Source organism: Janthinobacterium sp. (assembly GCF_031995485.1).
Classification (GTDB): domain Bacteria; phylum Pseudomonadota; class Gammaproteobacteria; order Burkholderiales; family Burkholderiaceae_D; genus Janthinobacterium.
Map to the genome: position 1 here is coordinate 135,540 of NZ_DAMAGB010000004.1, position 25,334 is coordinate 160,873.

Consider the following 25,334-nt stretch of genomic DNA (forward strand, 5'->3'; position numbering starts at 1 on the left):
TCCGCTGTCTTCAGTCCTTGTTGTTGAACACTTCGATACCGGCCAGATGCATGGCGTCTCGCTCCAGCAGCGCGCTCTTGCCGGCCTCGTCGCTGCTTCCTTGCGCCGTCGAGCCGTCGCCCAGCTTGACTTCAAACGCGGACTGCGGCGCCAGTTGAGGTTGTTCCGGATCATCGCTGTCTTCGTATTCAAAAATGAACTGCTGGTCGGCCCTGCCATCGGCAAAGCCCGGCAATTGCGTCTCCATGCTTTGCGCTTCGCCGAAGGCAAAACTGGGCGCATTGAACTTGAGCGGCGCGTCGCTGCCCAGCGTGATGCCGTCGCCAATGCGGATAAACGCGCCATGTTTGGAGATCAGCACGATCTCGTCGGCCATCGCTGTAATCTTGCCTTCGCTGGCCGTCAGCTTGAGGTTTTTGCCGGCATTGATGTCGGTATCGTCGTGCTGGCTTTGCAGCAGCAACTTGCCATGATGCGCGATGGCGCGCAGCCCGTCCGCGTGGGCAAACAGCGAGATGCCCTTGCCCGCGTTGACGCTGCAGCGCTGCCCCGCCACCCACTGCAGGTGCTGCTGCGCCACGCTATCGATATTGCCGGCGGCGTAGCTGATAATCGCTTTGGAGCTGGCAAAGCTGATGCAGGCCGGTGCGGTCACGGCGATCAGCGGGGCGCCGCCTGGCTCGGCGCGTGGCGCGGTATTGCTGGCGCCTTCCCAGCTTTTCAGGTCTTGCTGCAACTCCTGCTGCGCCTGGTCTTCAGGCTGGCCGCCTTCGTGACTGGCCGCATACCTTCCCAGCGAACGGAACAGCTGCAAACAGTTTTCCATCAGCGTCAGCGTTTCGCTGCGCGCCATCTGGCCGCCTTGTGCATCGAGCTTTTGCCAAGCCGACAGCAGCATGCCTTTGCCGGCGCGCAGCGCCAGCTGCTCGTCGGTGCGCAGTTCCGCGCCCTCGCCGCGTGCGATGGTCTGGCTGCCGTTGCGCTCCTGCGCCAGCCAGCCCAGGTTCAGTTGCGAGGCGCCATGGTCGCTGGCCAGCTGGGCGCTGATCTGGCCCGGCATGTCATCGAAGCGCAAACGGTTGGCGCGACCGCCCCTGATTTCACGGCTTTTCATGCCGGACAAATAGCGGTTGCCGGGCAGCTCGCCCGCATCGGACAGCGCCACCGGCTGCGCGCTGTGGTTGTACAGCTGGCCGATAATGATGGGCTGGTCCGGGTCGCCGCCGGGAAACGCCACCAGTACCTCGCTGCCGATGCGCGGCAAGCCGAGAAAACCGCACTGCCGGCCGCTGCCCGGCCCATTGCCGGCCCAGCTCGACGCCACCCGCACCCAGGCGGAATCGGCATCGGTATCGTTGGCGCCGGCGCCGCCGGCATGCTGATGATCGACACAGCGCGTGGCGGGAAAGCGCACCTTGACGCGGCCATGCGCATCGCAATGCACCTCCTCATTGGCCGGTCCCACCACCAGCGCGCTTTGCATGGGCAATGGCGGCAGGTCGGTACGGGGATCGTAGCTGGGCAGGATGGGAATGCCGCGCCGTACTGCCGTCAGTTCGATATGCATGCGCAAGGGACCGCGGTCGACCACGGCGCCAAAATCGCGTTGCAGCAGCGTGTCGTTGTCCGTCAGCCAGCGGTTGCGGCCGAACAGGCGCGCCACCCGCGCGGCCAGTTCTTTCGGCAGGTTGTTCTGCGCCGCCACCTGCAAGGAAGTCACCACAAAGTCGCGTTCGCCTGAAGGCAGGCGGTCGATATCGGGATGCCCCGCCAGGCTGAAGTATTCGCCCGCGCACAGATCGCGCACGCCGCCTTCGGCATGAAAGCAATGGCTGTCATAATCGTGACGCTGCATCGCCAGCATGCCCAAGTAACATAGCGCTTCATGGTCCGTGCCGGCGCACGGCGGCAGCACCAGATAATCGTCGAGGCTGGCTGCGAGTGCATTGCCATGCATGCCTTGATTGCGTTGTGTAATGATATCGGCGGACATGAACTGGCGCGCGCGTGGATGCACATGGTTCCAGCTATGGCGCGTCACCTTGCCCGCTTGCAAGGTGCGTACCTCGTTCCAGGAGACCAGGCAGTCGCGCTGTTCGGTGGCGCGATCAGCGTGGTAGCGCACGCTGCCGGCCATATTGCGCCGCAAGCCGTCGGCGTGATTGAACAGCACCAGCGTATGCGATGGCTCGGCCTGCGCCCGGGCCGGGCCGCCATCACCCGCGCGAAAAAACCATCCCACGCCGCTGCGCGCCAGCAGCCGGCGCACAAACGCCGCATCGGACTCGTTGTGCTGCATTACGAACTCGCGCTGCGGATAGGCTTCCACTTCAAAAAAATCCGCATACGCATACTGGAATGCATGGGCCAGCACGCTGTTGCTGCGTATCCATTCGTCGAGCAGGAGTTTGACGATATCGATGTCGCTCAGGCGCCGGAACACGCGGGTATTGACACGCTTTTCCATCACGGCAAACACGTCGGCGAACACCAGCTGATAGCTGGCCAGCGCACCATCGCTGTCGCCCGCGCTGGCCTGCGTGACGATGCCGCACACACTGCGCAGCTGGCCCTGGTCGGTCACAATATCGAGCGCGGCCGGCAAGGCGATCAGGCTGGCCAGCGGCAACCCTGCATGGGGAGACACGCACAGCACGCGGTACTCGATGCCGCCGCAGATGGCTTCATCGCCAAACACGGTTTGCGGTATCAGGCTGTCTGTCGGAATACGTGGCGAAGCGCCCAGGCGCAAGCGCAGCGGGCGGTTGCTGCCCAGCAGGCTGGCTGGTTCAAGAAAAACGTCGTCGCTGCCATCCATTGCCGCCTCCCGCACATATCGATATGGAGCATCGACAATGCCATGGGAGATACAGGCAATACTTGAGTTTCAGCAACTTACCTTGAGGTGGGGTCTTCCATCACGCTCATGCGAAAACTGAACACGGTGCCCTCTGCTGTCGAGCTGACATGCAATTCGCCATTGTGCGAGCGCGCGATCTGGGAAGCGATGTACAGGCCCAGGCCCAGACCGGCGGCGCCGGGATTGCTGTGGTTGCCGCGCCAGAACGGGTGGAACAGGCGTTCCAGGGTGGCGGGCGCGATCGGCTCGCCCTGGTTGGCCACGGCCAGCAGCAGTTGGCCGTCGCGGCATTCGCCGCTCACATGAATGGGATATTGCGCGTCGCCGTGTGTCAGCGCATTGAGCAGCAGATTCGACAGCAGCTGCGTCAGGCGCCGCGGATCGCAGACCAGCTGGCAGTCCAGTTCGATGTTGCTGCGGATGACGCGGCCCGGATGGCTGCTTTCCAGTTCCGCCACGGCGTGGCGCAATTGCGCACCCAGCTCGCTGGTGGTGACCATCGTCAGCGGAATACCGCCGCCCAGGCGGCCACGGGCGAAGTCCATCAGGTCGTCAACCAGACTGCCGATGCGGTGGCCGCTGCGGGCGATGCGCTGCGCGACTTTGCTGGCCTTGTCGCCGGGCGCCATCAGCTTGATCAGCTCGGCGCCATTGACAATCGAAGCGAGTGGCGTGCGCAGGTCATGGCCCAGCACGGCGATGAATTGCTCGCGCAGTTCCGCCGTCTCGCGCTCGGCCAGCAAGGCGCCTTCGGTGGCCATCATGCGCTTGCCCGTTTCCAGCTGCAGCGAAATGAGCTCCGCGTACAGTTGCAGCGAGTCGCGCACTTTTTGCGTCGTCAGGCTGTGCGGTTCCGGATCGAGGCCGCACAGGGTGCCGAAGAATTTCCCGTCCTGCCAGTACAGCGGCACGGAAAAATAGCTGTCGAAGCCATATTGTTTCGGCGTCGGATGGTCCCGGTACAGATCGCTGGCGGCCACGCTGTCGATAATGATCGGCGTCTGCCGCGTGCGCACGGCGTCGCACAAGGTGCTCGACAGCACCAGCTCGCTGCCAGGCACCAGGTTATAGCCCAGGCCGTCGAGCACGGCGCAGGTGGTCCAGGAATCTTCCGTTACCCGTGCCACGCAGACGAAGCGCAGGCCCGTGCTTTCGGCAATCACGCGCATGATCGTTGGTACGGCGGCAATCGATTGCACCAATGCAACATCGCTCGCTTTTGACTCTTCCATTCCGTGCCGCCCCATCCCTGATTGCGCTGCTGTCCATTAAAATTGTGCCATTCTGCGGCTGGCCGGTAACCCGGCGCTAGTCCGATTATGGGCTATTCCCGGTTGAAACGCGAGCAATGCACGGATTGCAAATACCATAACAATAATGTTATGCCAGCATTGCCGCAGCGCTGGCTGCTAAAATCGCCCGCTGCTTCCTTTCCGTCCACTACCGTCAGGTTTGCCATGTCTTTCTGCCTCTCCCTGTTACGCCGCGCGGCCCTGTTGCCGATTTTGCTGGCCAGCCTGTCGTTGCCCGGCCACGCCAGCGCCGCACCGATGCACAAAGTGATCGTCGACATGGATATCGGCGACGATATCGACGACGCGTTTGCGCTGGCACTGCTGCTGCAAAGTCCCGATATCGAGATTGTCGGCATCACCACGGCGTGGGGCGACACGGCTCTGCGCGGCCGCCTGCTCGAACGCATGCTGCGGGAAACGGGCCATGCCGGCATTGCGGTGGCACAAGGTATCGCCACCGCGAATCCGACGCCGTTTACCCAGGCGCGCTATGCCGCGCGGGGCCAGGCGCCAGCCACGGCGCCGCATGATGCGGTCGAGTTTATCCTGCGCGAGGCGGCGCGCCAGCCGGGCCAGGTGACGCTGCTGGCGCTGGGTCCGCTGACGAATATCGGCGCGGCCATCGCGCGCGATGCAGCCGCGTTCGGCAAGCTGAAACAGGTGGTGATGATGGGCGGCTCGGTGCGCGCCGGCTACCGCAAGTCGCAGTATGTGCCGACGCGCCCGGCCGACAAGGAATACAACATCGTGTCCGATATCGCCGGCGCGCAGGCGCTGTTCACATCAAGCGTGCCGATCGTCATGATGCCGCTCGATTCGACCCAGATCCGCCTCGACGAAGTCGAACGCAACGCCATTTTCGGCCATGGTTCGCCGCTGACGGATGCCGTCACCCTGCTGTATCACCAGTGGATCGACAGCTACCAGCCATGGTCGAGCAATATGCCGTCGCTGTTCGACGTGGTGCCGGTGACCTGGCTGATCGATCCGGCCAGTTGCCCGACGGTGCCGCTGCGCATCGCCGTGACCAGCGACGGTTATACGCGCGAAGCGGCAGGCCAGCCCAACGCCCAGGTGTGCCTGGCATCGAACCAGCCGCGCTTTTTCGAGATCCTGATGCAGCGGCTGCTGAAGTAAAAAGCTGCCTCAGCGCTGGTACTGCCTGAAAAAATTCCAGCTGATGGTGGTGGCGTCCGGCCCCAGTTCATCGCTGAACGGCCAGCCCGGTGGACCGCCGCTCCAGGCGTGGTTCATGCCTTCGACCGTGTATTTCTGCGCGATCACGGCGCCATGCGCCAGGTAAGTGTCGATGGTATAGCTGCGCCCATACGGCACCGTCTGGCGCACGATGCTGTCGGCACGGTAGCGCACGCTGTCGTTGTCCAGCCCATCGTCGCCGTAGTCATTGGTCTGCAGGAACTGCTCGATGGTCTGCTCGCCGTTGACGGGGTTGACCACGATATCGGCCGTGCCGTGGAATACCATCGTCGGCATCAGGCGGCGCGGCGAACCCGAGCATTGCCAGGCATCTTTGCCGCGCACTTTCGGATCGAAACTGCTGCCGTTGAACAGCGAATCGGCCGCCGTCGCCAGGCCGGTCGCACCCTTGTACATGCCGCCCGAATGCACCATCACGGCTGCAAACACATCGGAATAGCAGGCGGCCATGATGGAGGCCATGGCGCCGCCGGCCGAGATGCCCGTCACATAGATGCGCCGCGCATCGACCGCATACTTGTTCTTCACCTTGTTGAGGATGCCCATCAGCACGGCCGGCTCGCCCGTGCCCCGTTCCTGGTTCAGCGGCAGCATGAAATTCCAGCAGCGCATGGGGTTGGCCGTGGTGTTCTGGCGCGGATAGACGACGATAAAGTTCTCGCTGTCGGCCAGCGCGTTATAGCGGCTGACGGCGGCCATGCTGTTCGGCTCGGAGCCGCAGCCATGCAGCATCAGCACCACCGGCAAGGGTGTGTTCGGGTTGTAGTTGCTGGGCAGCCAGACCTGATATTCACGCGAACCCCACAGGCTCGCATAAAGGCCGAAGTCCCATTGCCCGGCCCAGGCCGGCATCGCCGCCAGCAGGCCACAGGCGGCGATCAAAACTGTAAAGCAGTGACGCAGGTAGTGATACAGCATGCCAGTCTCCTTTGAGTGATTACTGCTGCTTATGATCTCTGACCCCAACGGCTGAAATGCCGGGGTTTGCTTTGGGGTTAAAGCGGACGTTAATGGTGACTAAAATTTATAAGCCGCCTTGGCAATGACCTGGCGCGGTGGTCCATAGAAACCATCGAGGATATACACGGCGGGAATGTTGTAGCCATCGGTGCGGTAACGCGCGTTGCCCAGGTTGCTGCCATGCAGGCTGAAGGTCCAGTTTTTCGCGCCCTCCCACACCACGCCGGCCGTCCACAAACCGTAGCCGCCCTGCGCCAGCGTTTCGCTCAGGTCGGTGGTCGGATAGACCTTGCTGCGATAGCCATAGCCGATCATCGAACGCAAGGTGCCGCCCAGCACGTCGCGGTCGGTGCGGGTGACGTTCAGGCCCAGCTGCTTGCGCGGGGTATTGCTGAACTTTTGCGTGTCGGCAATATCCCGGCCGCCGCTGATAAATTCCTTGTAACTGGCATCCAGAAAAGCCAGGAAACCGTTCAGTTCCCACTGCCGGTTCGGCCGCCACGAAAACTCGAACTCGGCGCCATTGACGGTGGCCTTGCCGGCATTCGTGAAGTCGCCGTAGAAGCCGGGCAAGCCGCCCGGCTGCGTGTAGCTGGTAAACACCGACAATTGAATGTCCTTGTAGCGGTTGTGGAACAGCGCCAGGTTGACGTCCAGCGTATCGTCGGGCGCAGCGTACTTCATGCCCACTTCCAGCGCATCGAGCGTTTCATCGCGGTAAGGCCGCGCCGAGTCGGCCACCACCAGGTTGTTGGCGCGTACGTTGTAGCCGCCCGACTTGAAACCGCGCGAGACGTTGCCATACAGATTCGTGGTGCTGGAGGCCTGGTAGCGCAGCGACAACTTGGGCGAGGTATTGCTGACCGACAGCGACTTGTCGAAGTCGGCGGCGTTCTGCACGGGCCGCGTAAAAGCGGCGTCGGCAAACACCTGGTTGAGCACGATGGCGCGCTTGGTCTCGCGCGTATGGCGCAGGCCTGCGTTGACGCTCCACAAGGTGCCCAGCGGCCAGGTCCAGTCGGTGTAGAGCGCCGTACTGTCGGTCTCGACCGTGCTGACGGCCGAGGTGAACTGGCGGCCCAGGAAGTTGTTGTAGATGCCGCCGCCGGCCGTGCCTTCGAAGCGGTACAGGCCGATCACGCCCGAGCCATGATCGCCGCTGTACGACGCCTGCAGTTCGAGGCTCTTCTGCTCGTCGCGCGAGTCGCCGAACACGTCGGCGATCGGCAGCGGCAAGCCGTCGAAGTCGATGGTCTGTTCGGAATTGCTGCGCCGTTTCGCGCCGATCAGTTTCACCGACCAGTCGTTCGACAGCGCATAGTTGGCCACCAGCGAGCCGCCGCGGTTGTGCGTAAAATTATTGCCCGGCATGCTGCTCTCGATATCGTAGGCATCGGTGGACGGCGGGCGGCGCAGCGGATCGAAGGCGCTGACGCCCATGCGCTGGAAGCCGCGCACGCCCGATTTGTCGTCGGTGGCGTCCAGGCTCAGCACGATGCTCAACGGAACATCCAGCGGAAAATAGCCGACCGACAGGCGCGCCGCCGTACTGTCCTGGTCGCTCACCTGTTCGCCGTTATAGGTGTTGCGGCCGAAGCCGTCACGGTCCAGCTTGGCCGCCGCCAGGCGCGCGCGCCAGACGCCGTTCTCGCTGGCCAGGTTGAAGGCGCCCTTGAGGTTGCGCTGCTGGTAGTTGCCGAAACCCACCTCTGCCGAGGCACCGTTTTCCTTTGCCAGCGGGCGCGAGATGTACTTGATGGCGCCGCCGATGGTGTTCTTGCCGTACAAGGTGCCTTGCGGGCCACGCAGCACCTCGATGCGCTGCACGTCGAACACATCGAGCAAGGCGCCTTGTGGACGCGCCATGTACACGTCGTCGAAATAAATGCCGACCCCGGGATCGACACCCCATACGGGATCGGCCTGGCCGACGCCACGGATAAAGGCCGTGAGCGTCGTATTGGTGCCGCGCGAGGCATACACGGTGAGATTGGGCACCCGCTCCTGCAAATCGGCCAGGCTCTGGATATTGGCCCGCTCCAGTGCCCTGGCGGAAAACGCGGTGACGGCCAGCGGCACGTCCTGCAATCGCTCGTCGCGGCGGCGCGCCGAGACGGTGACGGTTTCCATCCGCTCCCTGGCCTCCTGCTCATCCGCCGTGGCCGGCGTGGTTTCCTGCGCATGGGCCGGCAGGGCAAGACTGACAACGCCGGCCGCGGCCAGCGCGACGGGCAACAATTTCACAGCATGTTTCATGACGTCTCCTGTTGTCAGGCTCGCTTGCGGCATGAACAGGAACGTGGAGCCAGATTGCCCAGGCGCAGTGCTGCCCGCCGCATGCAGCGGCTCTGCCCGTCGTCTGGCGCCATGCCCCTGCCACTACGGCAGACGGCCTGTTTATTTTGAGTATGTTGAAGCTAAGGCAGGCACTGCAAGAAAGGACTGCAACAACGCATTGACGCGCGGCGCCTGGTCCAGGGGCGTCGCATGGCGCGAGTTCGTGATGAGCTCGAACCGGCAATCGGGTAATGGTGCGGCAAAGGCGCGCTTGCTGGCCACCGGCGTGTAATCCTGGTCGGCCGCCATGATCAGGACGGGCATGGCCAGCGCGTCATATTGAACGTTGATATCCCAGTGAAAGATGGCGTCCAGAGCGGCCAGGTAGGCGCGTTTCGACATGCCGGCCATCTGCGCGGCAAAGCGCTCGACCAGCTCCTGCTGGGCTGGCTCGGGAAACAGTTTCCTGCCGATGAGCTTGCCCATCGCTTTCAGGCCGAAGGTGGCAATCACGGTGCGGCGCAGCCAGTAGGCAAACAGCAAGGTGGCGGGTTTGCGGCCCTGGAACGGCTGCGAGTTGATCAGGCACAAGGAGGCGATGCGCTGCGGCGCGCGGTTGGCCATGTCCAGGCCCACCATGCCGCCCAGCGAAAAGCCGACCACGTGGGCGCGCGGCAGGTCCAGCTGATCCATCAGGTTGAAGAGATCGTTGGCGAAGTCGCCGATGCGCCACGCGCCTTCGGGCGCGGGGCTGATGCCGTGGCCGCGCAGGTCGGGCACGATCAGGCGGTGTGCGCCGGCCAGCGCATCGATCTGCGGGCGCCAGTCCTCGCTGCAGGAACCGAGGCCATGCAGCAGGAACACCGGATCGCCCTGCCCCGGTCCGGCATGGAAATCGAGATAATGCAAACTGACATCGGATGTCGTATGGCGCCGCATTGCTGTCTCCGGTGAACATGCTGTGTGTTCGTGGACAAGTCATTTGCTTATCCTTGGAAAACATAATACGGAATCCGAATTCCGATTTCAAGTTAATTCAGAAAATATATTTAACGCAGATAATTGAGCGCAACACGCACCAGCTCGTCTTCCAGCGCGGCCGCCGACAAAAACGACAGCGAGCCCGTCAGCGTATGCTGGTTCAATATCCCGAGCAATACCGGTGGCACCACCATCATCGCCTGGGTCGGGTCCGGATGGCCGATGCTGGCCGATTTGCTGGCCAGCACGGCCACCGTGCGCTGCGAAATCAGATGGTTGATCTGGTGCACGCGGTCGCGGAACTGCGCATCCTGCGACGAACGCGTGATCAGCGCGCGCAGCACGCCGCGCCGGCCGTGGTTGACCGTCACAAACATCGCCACCATGGCGCGAATGAACTCTTCCAGGCTGCGCTCGCGCCACTGGTGTAGTTCCGTCAGCGCCTCGACCTGCGCCACCATGTCGGAAAAAAAACGCTGCAGCAGCAGGCGGCTCAGGGTGTCCTTGTCTTTCAGCAAGCGATAAAAGGTGCCGACCGAGGTTTCCGCCAGCTTGGCCAGATCGGCCACGCCGATTTCGTCGAAACGGTTCTCGGCCAGCAATTGCTCGCCCACCTGCAGCAGGCGCTCGAAGGCCTGCCTGCTGCGCTCCTGCATGGGTTCCGGTGGCACGATCATTTGCGGAAAGGCGATGGGGGCGAGTTCAGGCATCAATGCGTCCAGGAAGTGGAATAGATATTCCGTTAAAGATGATAACGGTATTGTAGCTGCTGCAGCGTCAGCTGTCGTCGTCCATCAGCTCCAGCCACTGCCGCGCAACCTCCTCGTCGACCAGCGCGCCCAGCGTGGGCCATTGCTGCCGCATCCAGCGCCGCCCTTGCGGCGTGAAGTCGACATACGGTTGCTCCATGACGACGCAAGCCTTGCCGTATTCGATGATGGCAGCACCGCTGTCCAGGCCAGCGGCCATCATGGCCGCCACCGGCAGCGCAATTAACTCGCGCGCCAGGCGCGGCCGCAGGACGCAGGCATGGCTGACGATGGCCAGCGATGCCTGCGCATAACTCCAGCAATTGGTGGGCCAGTGGGCGCGGGTGACGGCATCAAGAAAGGCTGCGTCATCGATGGCATGCGGATCAGCTTGCACTTCGGCATACATGGCGGCCAGCGCCACCAGTTGTGGCGGAGACCTCCAGCTCATGCGACACCTGCGCCGCACAGGAGTTGCCGTGCCACGATTACGCGGTGCAACTCGCCCACGCTCAGCGGCTTGACGTTTTCCTTGCGAAACAGCGCCAGCAAATTCCAGCCTTCGCCATGGAACAGGAACTGATCGTCAGCCAGGCCGAAGGCTTCGCGCAGCGAACCGTCCGCGTCAGAAAACGACATATCGAAGGCCTGCTCCAGGTCTTCCAGCAGATCGCAGCCATCGTCGCCGGTAATGCCGAGCTCGTCTTCCAGCAAGGTGGCGCCGGTGATCATCACCTTGTCGCGGATGCCCTGGCTGGCGCGCAGCGCGCGCACGACATCGTCAAAAGTGGCAGTGGCCATCATGGGCACGGCGATGCATCCAGCTGAAAATAATGCGCCAGGAAGTCATTGAAGGTCGGCCATTGCGGCGCCAGGCGGCCCTCCCTGAAATCCATCAGTTCGTCGCCCAGCGACACCCGCAGTACCTCGCCGGTGCTGCGGTTGTAAAAATAGCCGCTTTCGCCCTCGAAACTGTCCAGCGGCAAATAGTCGCGCGGCAGCCCCAGCGTATCATGTGCATGTTGCAAGGCCAGATCGTAGTTGGTGTTGCTGACGAACCAGCCCAGCTGGTACAGCTCCCTGCCGCGCTGGATAAACGTCGGCCCGTCTTCGACATGCAGATGGAAGCGGGCGAAATCGCTGTCCAGGTCCACGCCCAGCTGCTGCAGCGCCTGTGCATAGACGCTGCTGGCGTCGTCATACCACCAGCCTTGTTGCTTGAAAAAATCGACCAGTTTTTCAGACAGCATCTTCTCCCTTTCTATTGAGCTCGCGCATTGCACAGTGATTGTATAGTCTGCCTTTGCGCACGCGAGCGCAGTTCAACCAAGGAAACCCATGCCGCTGTCCCTCGACGATCCCCTCTGGTCCACCCTCGAAGGCGGCTACCGCCAGCCGTATGACGCCTCCGCGCCGCTCAAGGCCCTGCGCGCCGGCGATGATATATGGCATGAACTGTGGGAGGAACTGCATCACCAGGGCGATGTGGGCGCCGCCTCGTATGCGGCCGTGCCGCAGCTGGTCTCCATCTGCGGCGGCGCAGCAGAGCGCGGCGTCGATTTTTATGCCCTGATTGCCCTGATCGAGATCGAACGCCATCGCCGGCACAATCCACCCGTGCCAGGCTGGCTGGCCGACAGCTACCACGCAGCCTGGGCGCAGTTGCCGGCAATCGCCGCGCGCGATCTGCAGGGCGAGTGCGAACCCGAGCTGCTGAACGCTGTGCTGACCGTGCTGGCGCTGGCCAAGGGTGACCTGAAGCGGGGCACCGTGCTGATGCATATGGACAGCTCGGAAGTGGACGACTGGCTGGAAGAGCGGCTGGGCTGGAGCGGGGTGTACCGGCAAGCTTAGCCGGCCGGCGCGCAGCGTGCGATGCGTGCGCGAGACACCGGCGGTAGCAAGCTGGTCATAACGTTTACTCAACGCATGGAATTGCGTATGCTGTAAGCAGCAGTTTTCCCCATAAAACACATAAAAGAGACACATGGCCTCCTCTGATATCGCTTCCGCACGCCCGCTCACCAAACAAGACTACAAGACGCTGTCGCTGGCCGCCCTCGGTGGCGCGCTGGAATTCTACGATTTCATCATCTTTGTCTTCTTCGCCAACGCCATCGGCCAGCTGTTCTTCCCGCCGGAAATGCCGGACTGGCTGCGCCTGCTGCAAACCTTCGGCATCTTTGCCGCCGGCTACGTGGTGCGTCCACTGGGCGGCATCGTGATGGCCCACTTCGGCGACCTGCTGGGCCGCAAGCGCATGTTTACCCTGTCGATCCTGATGATGGCCGTGCCGACCCTGCTGATCGGCCTGCTGCCGACCTACGCCACCATCGGCCTGGCGGCGCCGTTGCTGCTGCTGTTGATGCGCGTCTTCCAAGGCGCGGCCGTCGGTGGCGAAGTGCCGGGCGCCTGGGTGTTCGTGTCCGAACATGTGCCTGCCCGCTACACGGGCCTGGCCTGCGGCATCCTGACGGCCGGCCTGACGGTCGGCATCCTGCTCGGCTCACTGGTGGCGACCGGCCTGAACACCGTCTACACGCCGGCCGAAGTGCTCGACGGCGCCTGGCGCTATCCTTTCCTGCTCGGTGGCGTATTCGGCTTTGGCGCCATGTATCTGCGCCGCTGGCTGCATGAAACGCCGGTGTTTGCGGAAATGCAGCAGCGCAAGACCCTGGCCACCGAAATGCCCTTGAAATCCGTGCTGCGCAGCCACCGCGGTGCCGTTGCCGTCTCGATGCTGCTGACCTGGCTGCTGTCGGCCGGCATCGTGGTGGTGATCCTGATGACGCCGGCCCTGCTGCAAAAGATCCACCATATCGCGCCGCGCACCACGCTGGTGGCCAATACGGTGGCCACGCTGTGCCTGGCGTTCGGCTGCATCATTGCCGGCATGCTGGCCGACCGCCTGGGCGGCAAGCGCGTAATTTTCGCCGGCTCGCTGCTGCTGGCGATCGCCACCTATCTCTTCTACACCACCATCGGCAGCCGCCCTGACCTGCTGCTGCCGCTGTATGCAATGACCGGCCTGTGCGTGGGCGTGGTGGGCGCCGTGCCGTACGTGCTGGTGAAATCGTTCCCGGCCCAGGTGCGCTTCTCGGGGCTGTCATTTTCGTACAATCTGTCGTATGCGATTTTTGGCGGCCTGACGCCCGTGGTCGTGACCTTGCTGCTGAAAAATAACGTGCTGGCGCCAGCCTACTATGTGATCGCGGTGTGCGTAATCGGCATGCTGACCGCGCTGTTTGTCAAACACCAGCCACACGCCGCGCACTGACCCCGTCACTATCAAGTTGCAATGTTGTCGTAAAAGAAAATCACAGTCGCCTGCGGGCGATTGTGATACCGTATCCCCATCAGGCCTTTCCTGATCCAGGCAAGGCGTCCAGCCACGCGCCAGCCCTGTCTCCCCATTCACTCGCCGAGTGCCCGCATGCAGGCAGCCAAGCACATGATGACAGACTTGCGACAGCAGGGACTGCATGACAAGAAACGACCGCTGATCGCCGCAATGAGCCTGGCGATGCTGCTGATCTGCCTGGCGCTTGCCGGCGCCTGCGCCTGGCTGGTCTGGTCGTCGCATGCGATACGCCTGCGCGACGCCGAGGTAGCGACCGAAAACATGGCGCGCACGCTCGCTTCGCAAGCCAATACCGCCTTCAAGATTGCCGATGTGATGCTCGACGATATCGTCGAACGCTCGCAGCGCGAAGGCACGACAGGCGCGGCCGGCCAGCGCCTGAATGGCTACCTGGCCCACCTGACGCACAAAGTGCCCGAGGTCCACGGCCTGTTTGTCTACGACGAAGACGGCATCTGGAACGCCACCTCGCTGGGCACGCCACAGATCGGCAATAACTCGGACCGCGATTACTTTATCTATCACCACAATAACAAGCAGACGGGCACACTGATCAGCGCCCCGATCCGCAGCCGCTCGACCGGCCACTGGATCATTCCCGTGTCGCGCCGGCTGGAACACGGCGACGGCAGCTTTGCCGGCGTGGCGCTGGCCACGCTGCGGCTCGATTCCTTCGAGCGCGTCTATGACAGCCTCGACCTGGGCACCTCGGGCACGGTCTTCTTTGCGCTCGAGAACGGCACCCTGATCTACCGGCGCCCGTTCCAGGAAAAACTGATCGGCACCGATCTGTCGCGAGGCTCCATGTTTCGCAGTTACTACCAGCATGGCCCGGCCAGCACCCGCATGCTGGTGGCCACCGTCGACGGCGTCGAGCGCCTGTACAGCTACCGCCGCCTCGACGATTTTCCCGTGATCGTCGCCACCGCCCTGTCGAAGCAGGATATCTTTGCCCAATGGCGCACCTTCAGCGCGCAGATCATCGCGGGCACGCTGGGGGCGCTTGCCGCGCTGGCCTGGTTTTTCCGCAAGCTGATACGCCAGGTTGCCATCCGCGACCACGTGGAAACAGAATTGCGCGTCGCCAGCCAGGAACTGGAAAAAGCCAATGCCGACCTGCAAACCATGGCCATGAAAGACGGTTTGACAGGCCTGGCCAACCGCCGCTCGTTCGACAACGTGCTCGACTACGAATTGAAACGCGCCCGGCGCGGCCATCAGGCCGTGTCGCTGTTGATGTTGGATGTGGATTTTTTCAAGAAGTTCAACGATCGCTACGGCCACGTGGCCGGCGACGCCTGCCTGCAGGCGGTTGCCGGCGCCATCGCCGGCAACGCCGTGCGCTCGGCCGATACGGTGGCGCGCTATGGCGGCGAAGAATTTGCCGTGATCCTGCCCAATACCGACATGGCCGGCGCCCAGGTCGTCGCCGAGGCGATCCGCGAAGCCATCGTGGCGCTGGCCCTGCCGCATGCAGACGGTGTCGAACAGCACGTCAGCGCCAGCATCGGCGTGGCCACGGCCGTTCCGGGCGAGCATGCCGGCATCGGCAAGCTGGAACTGATGCACCAGGCCGATGCTGCACTGTATCAATCGAAAAACGCCGGGCGCAACCGCGTGACGGCGTGGCAAAACCAGCCTGCGTGAGCGTTGAAAATGTGCACTTGCATCAAAAGCTGAAAAGCCGTTTCACATCATGAAATGGCCGCCCGGCCGTCCTTGACTCATCCGTACCACGGATTGAAAATTCATCCCACATCCCAAAATTCAAAACTCAAGTCATTGAAATTTAACGATTAAATTTAAGTTATATGTCTTATATAAGACTTGATGCAACACCTGAAAATGGCCTACTATTTAGTCATGCAGTTTGCTTTTACCAGCGTAGCGGCAGACACGACAACTTTCTATTTCCATCGCTTTTTTTCAGGAGATTCACATGTCCCAATACCAAGACGACATCAAGGCAGTTGCAGGTTTGAAAGAGCAACAAGGCAGCGCCTGGAACGCCATCAATCCCGAGTCAGCCGCCCGCATGCGCGCCCAGAACAAGTTCAAGACGGGCCTCGACATCGCCAAGTACACGGCGAAAATCATGCGCGCCGACATGGCCGCCTACGACGCCGACCCGTCGAAATACACGCAGTCGCTGGGCTGCTGGCACGGCTTTATCGGCCAGCAGAAGATGATCTCGATCAAGAAGCACTTCAACAGCACCGACCGCCGCTACCTCTACCTGTCCGGCTGGATGGTCGCTGCGCTGCGCTCGGAATTCGGTCCCCTGCCGGACCAGTCGATGCACGAAAAAACCGCTGTCTCGGCCCTGATCAAGGAGCTGTACACCTTCCTGCGCCAGGCCGATGCGCGTGAACTGGGCGGCCTGTTCCGCCAGCTCGACGCCGCCGAAGGTGACGCCAAGCAAGCTATCCAGGCCAAGATCGACGGCCACGTCACCCACGTGGTGCCCATCATCGCCGACATCGACGCCGGTTTCGGCAATGCCGAAGCGACCTACCTGCTGGCCAAGCAGTTCATCGAAGCGGGAGCCTGCTGCATCCAGATCGAAAACCAGGTGTCGGACGAAAAACAATGCGGTCACCAGGACGGTAAAGTGACGGTGCCGCACGAAGACTTCCTGGCCAAGATCCGCGCCATCCGCTACGCCTTCCTGGAACTGGGCGTGGACGACGGCATCATCGTCGCCCGCACCGACTCGCTGGGCGCCGGCCTGACCAAGCAGATCGCCGTCACCGCCACCCCTGGCGACCTGGGCGACCAATATAATTCCTTCCTCGACTGCGAAGAAGTGTCGGCCGACGCGCTGGGCAATGGCGACGTGATCATCAAGCGCGAAGGCAAGCTGCTGCGTCCGAAACGCCTGCCAAGCAACCTGTTCCAGTTCCGCGCCGGCACCGGCGAAGAGCGCTGCGTATTGGATTGCATCACCTCGCTGCAAAACGGCGCCGACCTGCTGTGGATCGAAACCGAAAAACCGCATATCTCGCAAATCGGCGGCATGGTCAGCGAAATCCGCAAGGTCATCCCGAACGCCAAACTGGTGTACAACAACAGCCCATCGTTCAACTGGACCCTGAACTTCCGCCAGCAGGTCTACGACGCGATGAAAGCCGATGGCAAGGACGTGTCCGCCTACGAGCGCGGCCAGCTGATGAGCGTGGAATACGACGAGACCGAACTGGCTGCCACGGCAGACGAAAAAATCCGCACCTTCCAGGCCGACGCCGCCCGCGAAGCCGGCATTTTCCACCACCTGATCACGCTGCCGACTTACCATACGGCTGCGCTGTCGACCGACAATCTGGCCAAGGAATACTTCGGCGACCAGGGCATGCTGGGCTACGTGGCCGGCGTGCAGCGCAAGGAGATCCGCCAGGGCATCGCCTGCGTCAAGCACCAGAACATGTCGGGTTCAGACATCGGCGATGATCACAAGGATTACTTCAGCGGCGAAGCGGCGCTGAAGGCGGCCGGCAAGGACAACACCATGAATCAGTTCTGATTGTTAGGATTGGTTTGAAAGGGAAAAGCTCGCCTCGGCGAGCTTTTTTATGGTCGCCGCAATCCGCAACATCGCTGGTGTTGGTGGTGTTGTCGGATTACGCGGCGTTCCGCCGCTAATCCGACCTACGAACCACGCCGCCTGAACATATGCGATCGTAGGTCGGATCAGCGCAAGCGCGTAATCCGAAAACATCGATGAAGTCACTGATCCAGTACGTGGAACGTCAAGGTGTAATTGTTGCCGTACATCGGCGCGGCGGCGCCGGCCGGCGCCGGTGATTGAAAACGCACCAGGGCGAGATACAGTCCGGATTTCGTCAACGGCAAAGCGACTTTTCCGTCGGCATCGGTGGTCAGATGCTGCACCGTACTCTGGCTGGCCAGATCCATCGGCGAACGATAAACACTGACCTTCTGGTTCGGCAAGGGCTTGCCGTCGTATTGCACCACGAACTCGAATTTCTCGTTGACGTACAGATCGCTCGGATGCGTGATGGCGACAATTTCCAGGCCCTTGCCGAGCGGGGCCAGCGCCTTCGTCGATGGCTTGCCGGCAGTGACATACGCCTCGGCAACAGACAGCGACTGATAGTGGCTCAGCAACTTGGCGTCTGCCGGCATGACCTGCTGCGGATCGCGTGCGGACTCGGTCTTGCCGTTGTGCTCCCAGGTGCGAAACACGGCGCCCAGCCGGGGGCCGGTGCTGAGGCGATACGTGCCTTTCTCGTCTGGCAGTGCCTGTTCGGCCACCGTACGCTGCTTGAACTGGCGGATGTCGCCAAAGGCCATGCGCGCACCTTGCGGCGTGACGATCGAAAATGCCGTCTCGCCAAACGCCACGGCGGGGACAAAGAATTTCTCGGTGAAACCCGCATCGACCCCGATCGTCTCCTTGGGCTGCACGTCGAAGCTGCTCGGCAACAAGTAAGGTGTATGGGCGCGTGCCGCCAGCATGACCAGGGACGATGCGGCGATGAGCGCGCGCAGCAGGAATGGTTGCATCATTTCTTCTCCCCATCAGCCTGATCGATCTTGCCGTCGCCATTGGTATCGGTGCGCTGGAAGGTTTTCCCGGCAATCGCGTTTTCTTCCGCCAGCGTCAGCTTGCCGTCATGGTCGGTATCGAGAATCTTGAAGCGCACATGGGCCTGCCTGATCGAGCCGGCGTACTTGTCGTCCTGGGCACGGCCGGCATACTGCTGCTGCAGGCGTGCTGCGAATTCGGCCACATACTCATCTTCACTGAGCACGCCATCATGATCGGTATCGGCTGCCGTGAAGCGCTGCGTGCGTACCGCGTCGTACTCCTGGCGTGTGACCACGCCGTCGCGGTTGGCGTCGAAACCGCCGATAAATGCCGACAGGCCATGCCCGCCGGCGGGCGTTGATGGTCCTGTATCCGCGGTTGGCTGCTGTGTTGCCGATTGCTGTGTCGCCGGCGGCGCCGAGGTACAGGCAGCCATTATGGCCGCCACCATGGCCGCCATGGCGAGACGGCTGGCGCGCGCGCCGCGTGTGGTTTGTTGATATTGCATGGATACCTCTTGTAAATAAAACGTGGATAACGCCAATGTGCACCCTGCCGGCCCGGCGTTGCATCAGGCCGGCAGGACACCCTAGAACGCCAGGTTCAGTGACACTGCCGCGGTGCGGCCCGGTTCAGTCAGCAGTTCGATGTCGCGCCGGTCACGGGCGACCGACGGCTGCAAGCTGCGTGCGCTGGAATAATCCCAGTAGCGCTTGTCGCCGAGGTTGTAGATGCCGGCATCGAGGCGCAGGTTCCGGTTGATCTGCCAGTAGCCGATCAGATCGAACGACGCATGGCCCGGCACGCGGAACAGGGCCGTGGTGGCATCGGTCAGCGCCGGCCCCGAGTTGTTGTAGGCATCGCGGTTGGTCGCCACGGCCTGCTTGCTGCCGACGAAAGTGCCGGTCAGGTTCAGTCCCCATGCTTTCATCGGCGCATCGTAGCCGGCGCCGATAATCGCCTTGCGCGGCAACACGGATTCGAGCGGCACGTCCTTGTCGCCGGCATAGTTGGACTTGGCGGTGCCGCGGCTCAGGCCCATGGCCCAGGTCGTGTAGATGCCTTTGGCCTGCGGACTCCATTGCCCGTGGTCCAGCCGTGCGCTCAGTTCGAAGCCGTAAATCTTCGCATCGTCGCGGTTTTCGGCCTGGTAGATGGTGCCGATATGCGCCGGCACCTTGGTGAACATGGCCGGGAACATCGCGCGGCCGTAGCGGGTGTAGGCGATGAAATCCTTGTACTGCGTGTAGAACAGCGACGTATTCAAGGTCACGCCCGGCGCTGGCTTGCCCTTCAGGCCGATCTCAAAAGCATCGCTGGTTTCCTCTTTCAGGTTTTGATTGCCGATCAGCGCGTACTGGTTGTTGGCAACATAGTTGCTGGCCAGGTTCCACGAGCCGAAAATCTCGCCGGCCGATGGCGCGCGTCCGCTGCGCTTGTACTGCGCATACGCCGCCATGGCCGGCGTCAGGTCGTAGCTCAGGCCCAGGCTCGGACTCCAGATGGTGGTGCTCGGAGTGCCGTACATCTTTTCCACGTCGGCCGGCGTCAACACGCCCGAGACAAAGTTCTCCAGGTCACGCGTCCTGATCTTGACGTAGTCGCCGCGCAGTGCCGGGATCAGCACCAGGCGATGGCCGCCAAGGTCGAAGCCGATCTGATCCTGCACAAACAGCCCGGCCCGAGTGGTCGTCGTGTCCGGTTGCGGCTTCATGTAGCCGGTCACGTTCCACGGCCGCTCCACATCCTGCGCCGACGCGTTCAGGCCATAACTGAGATAGTGCCGGCCCAGCCGCTTGTTGACCACGCTCGACAGTCCCCAGGTACTCGTCTTGTTCTCGGAAACATTGCGCACACTGGCGTTGGTGGCCACCGTCTGCGTATCGGTCGTGTCTTTCGTGTCAGTGTTCTGGAAATACAGACGCGTATCGGCCTGGTCGGCCCAGGCGTTGTTCGGCGTCCACTGGTGCATCAGCTGCAGCGTGTTGCGGCTGGTGTCGCTATGTTGCTGCGAGTTTTCGGTGATGAAGGTACTGGTCGTGTCCCAGCCGAAGAACGACGTGTCGTTCTTGCGCCGGTACAAATCCGCCGACAGCTCAAACCGGTTGGCCGCATCGATGCGCAGTGCGCCCTTGAGCAGCAAGGCATCGGAATGCCAGTCGTTGGCCATGCTGTCGACGATATCGCTGTTATTGCGCGTGGCATGCCCATCGCGCCGCGAATAACTGACCAGTCCATCGAGGTTGCCGCTTTTGCCGGCTGCGGTCACGCTCTCGTTCCACGAGCGGTCGGCCGAGTCGTAGCCCACTTTGCCGCCGAAATACGACACCTTGTCGCCGCGCAGATAATCGTCCGCCGACTTGGTCTTGAAGCTTACGGCGCCGCCGATGCCACCCGCCGAGCGCGTGGCCGAGGTGGTGCCGGAGAGGATATTGACCGAGGTGAACATCTCTGGATCGATGAAGTCGCGCCCTACCCCAAACGAATTGACGCCGGCCCGGCTCACGTATGGGCGGGTGGTGGCGTCCGGCATTTCGATGCCATCGACATCCATGCCGACCCGGTTGCCTTCGATGCCGCGAATGTTGTAGCCGGTCGTGCCGGAACGGTCAAAGCTGCTGCGGTTGCGCGTGGTGCCCGCCACCGTGCCCGGCGCGGACACCAGCGGCTGGTTGCGCACCACATCCTTCATGTTGTTGGCGCGATCGAGCTCGTCGCCGCTGACCGTCGTCGCCGTGCCGGGCTCGGCCAAAGCCTGCTCGGTCACCGCGACCGGCGCCATCGTCTGCATGAATGGCGGCTGGCTGTTGCTGGTTTCCTGGGCCAATGCGGGTGCCAGGAACAGGGTGGAAATGGCGCAGGCCAGCGATGTACGGGCCAGCAGAGGGGTGCAGCGATGGCGTGCAGCCAGGCGCCGCTGCGGGAGCGTATCCCGTAAAGCGTATCCGGTCATAAAGTCTCTTTGGGCTTGTTTTTGGCTGGATACCTCCTTGATGGTGTGGCGGGGATTTCTGGCTGGCAAGCTAGAATACTTCAAATGGGAATGATTTTCATTAACTTTTTGAGGGAGGGATTCCGGAGTTGGACTGGAGGCATGCTTCGCTTGGGATGCGCCTCGTCAAAGTGGCAGCGAGGGCCAAGTCTGCCATGCGGAAACAGACTGATGCGCTGGGCGCCGTAAAAGTATGCTTAGTCGAAACCTAATCAGAACCAGACAGGCGCACTGCAGGCGCGCGAGGCTGCCGCGTAGCCGCAAGCTGTGTGTAGATTCGAAGCGTGTAGACGAAAAAAAAGCTACTGAGGGTAGCTTACTTTGTTTTGTCTTTAGAGAGGGGGATTCGAAACTTCGCTGGAAACGCCCGTAAGTGGCTGATTGGTTTCTTATCTGCACAATAAATTGAAGCAAAAAATTTCCATTCGGACTGAGGATTGAAAATCCTTGTGTCGTTAGTTCGATTCCGGCCAGGGGTACCAAGGAACATCGTTCACGCAACGCGCGTGAGATCAAGTCCGCCATTTGGACACGGATTGGTGCTGTGGTTGCAGTAAAAGCCCTTAGATCCTTGTCGGCAGCATCGCGTGCCGAGCACGTGCGTTCGTTGTTCTAACTGACCGAGCTTCTGCAGTGTTCAATGCATCAGCCCGTGTCCAAATGGCGGACCTGGCGTGCTCGCTCAAGTTGATGACTGGTTCAAGCGGAATGTCTTCGAATCGCTGAACGAACGTTCAGATGCCGTAGAGGGCATCACGGCCATGTTCGACGATGTGGGTCGTTACTTCCTCTCCGGCCGCCGTGTCTGTCTCGTTGGAGTATTCGCACTTGGAAATGAGCGCGATCGCTTTGCCGACAGAATCCGCGATTACTTCGCCGCCTGGATCGACGCGCTTGCAGCTGCGCTGGAACGGACTGGACGCAAGCCACAAGAAGCCCAAGCTCTCGCCGAAGAAGTGGTTGGCAGTATCCAGGGTACCTTGGTTTTGGCCCGTGCATTTGACCGAACGGATGTCTTTACAGAGACGTTGAAGCGCCTCCGAAAAAGCCTGCTGACTGATTGAGCGCATATTCCCCAGAGGCACTGGCAGGGTGCTAGGGTTAGGTTCGGCATTCGGACTTCAGAGTTTTAACAGGGGCGTCAGAGTCAGCTCAGCCATTTGGCCATTGACTGATGCATTGGGCGCTGTAGAAGCTTACTCAGTCGAAACCTGATTAGAACCACGAACGCGCGCCTCAGGCGCGTGAAGCCGCAGCGCAGTTCGTTTCGGAAACGGCCGGACCGGTAGGCCCGACCCTTCGAATCCCCGCGAAGGGCACGCAGGCGCCCTGCTTCTCTTCGCCACGCACAAAAGCAAAAAGCCACCCAAAGGTGGCTTTTTGCTTTTGTGTCTGAGAGGGAAGCCTAATCATCACTAGAAACCCGTATAAATACTTCATTTCGTGCGATTAGAAAGACTTAATACCGTCACCCATACCGTCAAAAATCATCAGCAGAGAACGCCTATGGGATGTTCGTATTCAATACTATCCATCTTCGACAGACTACGACCAATGCTTAAAGGTCTGTGACCAAATAGCGACATGTGTTGCAGTTAAAATACTTTAGCCAAGAAATACTTGCTAAATTTACCATTATCAACTATTACATACATTGACCGCTCTCAACACAGACTGGGAAATAATATGCTGCAAAGTTTCGCCGATTATCACAAGATCCCCCCTGACGTTTACGCGGCTACTGGAGCTTTCGATCCTATCCTCGGCATCGATACCCAGTTGTTCATCGATCCGCGATTGGTCCTAAAGACTTCCATCCCGGAGTTCGAAGACAGTCATCAGAAAATTTCTGAGCATTTCGCAAACGTGATGCGCGTCGTTAAGAACATCGAGAAAAAAAACGACCCCTTCTGGAAGACCGCTGATCGAATGTTGACCTTCCCAGAGGTAAAAGGTTTGTGCATCGGCTATGCCGCCGCAGGTAGCAATGGAAGCGGCATGGGCAAGGACTTACGAGAAAACCTCCTTGAAAACATCATCAAGATTGTTCGCGCTGGCGTAGATGATCCGGCGTTATTCGAACTCGTAGGCATATTTCAGGACAAAGTCGGACCAGATCGTATCAGCGACATGATCGCCAAATTGATCCTGCCGGCTCTCATTGCTTTCACGCAGCGCGTATGCAGCGACTGCGGAATCCCAATGGAAAGCTGCACTATTTCCAAGCAGTTACAGCAGGAGGATTTACCGGTAAATCCCTTGGACGGTTCCCCAATCATCTTAGTTCCCAATGAAATTCTTCGGGACTTACCGGTAGCCTCGGACTATGGCGATGTAGCAGTGATCGCGGCTCAAAATCAATTCCTCCGTGACGAGCTGAACGCCATTGTCGGTTCATCCATGTCCCATGCGACCTTGTCAGATAAGAAGCAAGCACTTCGGAACACGTTTGTGGCACATCCGGAGATTCTCCAAGATTTGCTGAAAGCTTATCTTGCTTCCGACCCTGAGTTCTATGACTTCAAGGGCGACCCGGCTGGCGAAGTCATCTGGTATCGCGCGTCGCGTGGTGTCGTCGAAAATTGCCCATTGAACCTGACCCTTTCGGCAAAGCCAACAATCGACGATGTCGAAAAAGTCGTTCTGGACATCTGTGAGCACTTTCGAATGTTGGTTGAAGACAATCAGTTAGCGCGCCTACTCTACGACAAGAACGGTGTGCGCAAGCATGAGTCCGCCGCCCAACTGCTGTTCTTTGGGATCGCGTCCGCCTATTGCACCGCAAATGGTTTGGATCTTTCTCCCGAAAGTGATGCTGGACGTGGCCCGGTAGATTTCAAGATCAGCAGTGGCTTTAACGGCAAGGTGCTGGTTGAGATCAAGCTAACTAGTAATAATCAGCTAATGCACGGATTTGAAAACCAACTTCCAATCTATATTGCAGCTGAAGGTGCACAACGCGGCATTTACTTCGTCATCGACAATGGAGGGTGTTCTCCCGCCCGAATGAAAAAATTTAAGGATGTCGTTTTCTTCACCAAGCCGCCGTGCCCTCGGGTGATAATGATCGACGGCTCCGTGCGAGAGTCCGCAAGCAAAGCAGAGAAATGAACTCCGGTGCAGTCACAAAACTTCGCAACGCGACGTCGTATCAATGCCTCCATCGGCGATAGAAATTGGAATTAGTATCCCTCCTCCCGAACTAAACACTTATATGCCACCAAAAGCTTTAATCTCATATTCTTGGGACTCTGAAGACCACAAAAACTGGGTCAGGAGTTTGGCTGAACGTCTACGCATGAATGGCGTAGACATCAGACTTGATCAGTGGCATGTGGCTCCCGGACAGAGCCTGACCCAATTCATGGAAGTCGAAATTGTTACGTGCGACTTCATGCTGATTATTTGCACACAAAACTACTACGCTAAGTCGCTCAATCGACGCGGCGGCGTGGGTTACGAGCAGCAAATCATATCCGGTCATTTAGCCGCCGGACAGCCACGAGAAAAATTCATACCAATAGTGCGTCAGGGCAGTTTCGAACCCGGCAATGACTGTGCAATTCCTCCTCATTTCGCCGGAATTTTCGCCATTGATATGCGCGAAGGCGAGTCGTTCGATCATTCCCAAGATCAAGTTCTACGAGCTATATTCAAAGCTCCGCTTCATGCGCCGCCTGCCATCGGGCAGCCACCCGATTGGGGTGCTGACGTCGTAGACGATGTCGAGGAAATCCGTCTTGCCACGTTAGACTTGGACGGCTGGGAACTTCAAAGCGGTCTAGCGCAACATCACAGAACCCCTGAAACATTCTATATGCCAGGGGAAAAGGAACGCCGTGCTTTGGTAGAAGATGACGTCGTAAAGCTGATCTTCGAAATCGCAATTCCACCAGACGAAGATGATCCAGAATCGCCAGAGACGTTTTCCGAGCGCATGTGGGTAATCGTAAAGCGGCGAGTAGGTCCTTACTACGTTGGGGAGCTAAACAACAATCCAGTTACGTCGGACGAACAGGAGAATCTAGCGGTCGGCGACGAAATAGTATTCCTTCCTGAACACGTAATCGACATCCATGACTAAGCGCCGCA

Annotated in this window: 20 protein-coding genes; 8 read left to right on the forward strand and 12 right to left on the reverse strand. The window is 60.5% G+C overall.

Translation table 11 applies throughout. The annotated features are described in order from the left end of the window. Positions 1–10 precede the first annotated feature (10 nt). Positions 11–2,818, reverse strand: coding sequence for a type VI secretion system Vgr family protein (locus RTQ46_RS04780; protein ID WP_312434934.1), 2,808 nt, complete (start codon positions 2,816–2,818; stop codon positions 11–13). 77 nt (positions 2,819–2,895) lie between these two features. Continuing rightward, positions 2,896–4,092 (reverse strand): HAMP domain-containing sensor histidine kinase, encoded by a 1,197-nt coding sequence (locus RTQ46_RS04785; protein ID WP_312434935.1) that lies wholly within the window; start codon positions 4,090–4,092, stop codon positions 2,896–2,898. Positions 4,093–4,317: 225 nt separating this feature from the next. Between RTQ46_RS04785 and RTQ46_RS04790 the strand changes: the two genes are divergently transcribed. Further along, positions 4,318–5,292, forward strand: coding sequence for a nucleoside hydrolase (locus tag RTQ46_RS04790; protein WP_312434936.1), 975 nt, complete (start codon positions 4,318–4,320; stop codon positions 5,290–5,292). Between the two features lie 9 nt (positions 5,293–5,301). On the opposite strand, the gene RTQ46_RS04795 is transcribed toward RTQ46_RS04790, so the two are convergent. From RTQ46_RS04795 to RTQ46_RS04825, 7 genes are all read right to left on the reverse strand, one after another. After that, the gene (locus tag RTQ46_RS04795; RefSeq protein ID WP_312434938.1) at positions 5,302–6,291 is read right to left on the reverse strand and encodes a PHB depolymerase family esterase; all 990 of its coding nucleotides are present in this window, start codon (positions 6,289–6,291) and stop codon (positions 5,302–5,304) included. A gap of 99 nt (positions 6,292–6,390) precedes the next feature. Then, positions 6,391–8,589 (reverse strand): TonB-dependent receptor, encoded by a 2,199-nt coding sequence (locus tag RTQ46_RS04800; RefSeq protein WP_312434939.1) that lies wholly within the window; start codon positions 8,587–8,589, stop codon positions 6,391–6,393. Positions 8,590–8,730: 141 nt separating this feature from the next. Beyond that, positions 8,731–9,549, reverse strand: coding sequence for an alpha/beta hydrolase (locus RTQ46_RS04805; protein ID WP_312434940.1), 819 nt, complete (start codon positions 9,547–9,549; stop codon positions 8,731–8,733). Positions 9,550–9,659: 110 nt separating this feature from the next. Beyond that, positions 9,660–10,301, reverse strand: coding sequence for a TetR/AcrR family transcriptional regulator (locus RTQ46_RS04810; RefSeq protein WP_312434942.1), 642 nt, complete (start codon positions 10,299–10,301; stop codon positions 9,660–9,662). A gap of 67 nt (positions 10,302–10,368) precedes the next feature. Further along, a complete protein-coding gene (locus tag RTQ46_RS04815; RefSeq protein WP_312434944.1) occupies positions 10,369–10,791 on the reverse strand; it encodes a hypothetical protein in 423 nt (140 codons plus the stop codon). Beyond that, the gene (locus RTQ46_RS04820) at positions 10,788–11,144 is read right to left on the reverse strand and encodes a hypothetical protein (protein ID WP_312434945.1); all 357 of its coding nucleotides are present in this window, start codon (positions 11,142–11,144) and stop codon (positions 10,788–10,790) included. The genes RTQ46_RS04815 and RTQ46_RS04820 overlap by 4 nt, the downstream gene beginning before the upstream one ends. Beyond that, positions 11,141–11,590 carry a hypothetical protein gene (locus tag RTQ46_RS04825; protein WP_312434947.1) on the reverse strand — a complete coding sequence of 150 codons (450 nt, stop codon included), beginning with the start codon at positions 11,588–11,590 and terminating at the stop codon, positions 11,141–11,143. The genes RTQ46_RS04820 and RTQ46_RS04825 overlap by 4 nt, the downstream gene beginning before the upstream one ends. A gap of 88 nt (positions 11,591–11,678) precedes the next feature. Between RTQ46_RS04825 and RTQ46_RS04830 the strand changes: the two genes are divergently transcribed. The 4 genes from RTQ46_RS04830 to RTQ46_RS04845 all read left to right on the forward strand — a co-directional run bounded on the left by RTQ46_RS04830 (position 11,679) and on the right by RTQ46_RS04845 (position 17,221). Continuing rightward, entirely contained in the window at positions 11,679–12,194 is a 516-nt protein-coding gene (locus RTQ46_RS04830) for a hypothetical protein (RefSeq protein ID WP_312434948.1), read from the forward strand. A 133-nt stretch (positions 12,195–12,327) separates the two neighbouring features. Next, on the forward strand, positions 12,328–13,617 hold the full coding sequence (locus RTQ46_RS04835) for an MFS transporter (RefSeq protein WP_312434950.1): 1,290 nt from the start codon (positions 12,328–12,330) through the stop codon (positions 13,615–13,617). 174 nt (positions 13,618–13,791) lie between these two features. Beyond that, positions 13,792–15,348: a sensor domain-containing diguanylate cyclase gene (locus RTQ46_RS04840; protein WP_312434951.1), complete on the forward strand. Its 1,557-nt coding sequence runs from the start codon at positions 13,792–13,794 to the stop codon at positions 15,346–15,348. 292 nt (positions 15,349–15,640) lie between these two features. Then, complete coding sequence (locus tag RTQ46_RS04845; protein WP_312434953.1) at positions 15,641–17,221, forward strand: isocitrate lyase; 1,581 nt, start codon at positions 15,641–15,643, stop codon at positions 17,219–17,221. A 203-nt stretch (positions 17,222–17,424) separates the two neighbouring features. Here RTQ46_RS04845 and RTQ46_RS04850 read toward each other — a convergent pair whose 3' ends face one another. The 3 genes from RTQ46_RS04850 to RTQ46_RS04860 all read right to left on the reverse strand — a co-directional run bounded on the left by RTQ46_RS04850 (position 17,425) and on the right by RTQ46_RS04860 (position 21,203). Further along, the gene (locus RTQ46_RS04850; protein ID WP_312434954.1) at positions 17,425–18,228 is read right to left on the reverse strand and encodes a DUF4198 domain-containing protein; all 804 of its coding nucleotides are present in this window, start codon (positions 18,226–18,228) and stop codon (positions 17,425–17,427) included. Next, positions 18,225–18,758 (reverse strand): EF-hand domain-containing protein, encoded by a 534-nt coding sequence (locus tag RTQ46_RS04855; RefSeq protein ID WP_312434956.1) that lies wholly within the window; start codon positions 18,756–18,758, stop codon positions 18,225–18,227. Before RTQ46_RS04855 ends, RTQ46_RS04850 begins: the two co-directional genes overlap by 4 nt. A gap of 81 nt (positions 18,759–18,839) precedes the next feature. Further along, positions 18,840–21,203: a TonB-dependent hemoglobin/transferrin/lactoferrin family receptor gene (locus RTQ46_RS04860; RefSeq protein WP_312434957.1), complete on the reverse strand. Its 2,364-nt coding sequence runs from the start codon at positions 21,201–21,203 to the stop codon at positions 18,840–18,842. 713 nt (positions 21,204–21,916) lie between these two features. Between RTQ46_RS04860 and RTQ46_RS04865 the strand changes: the two genes are divergently transcribed. From RTQ46_RS04865 to RTQ46_RS04875, 3 genes are all read left to right on the forward strand, one after another. After that, on the forward strand, positions 21,917–22,306 hold the full coding sequence (locus RTQ46_RS04865) for a hypothetical protein (protein WP_312434958.1): 390 nt from the start codon (positions 21,917–21,919) through the stop codon (positions 22,304–22,306). Between the two features lie 622 nt (positions 22,307–22,928). Next, the gene (locus tag RTQ46_RS04870) at positions 22,929–24,353 is read left to right on the forward strand and encodes a hypothetical protein (protein WP_312434959.1); all 1,425 of its coding nucleotides are present in this window, start codon (positions 22,929–22,931) and stop codon (positions 24,351–24,353) included. A gap of 103 nt (positions 24,354–24,456) precedes the next feature. Continuing rightward, the gene (locus RTQ46_RS04875) at positions 24,457–25,326 is read left to right on the forward strand and encodes a toll/interleukin-1 receptor domain-containing protein (RefSeq protein WP_312434961.1); all 870 of its coding nucleotides are present in this window, start codon (positions 24,457–24,459) and stop codon (positions 25,324–25,326) included. Positions 25,327–25,334 lie beyond the last annotated feature (8 nt).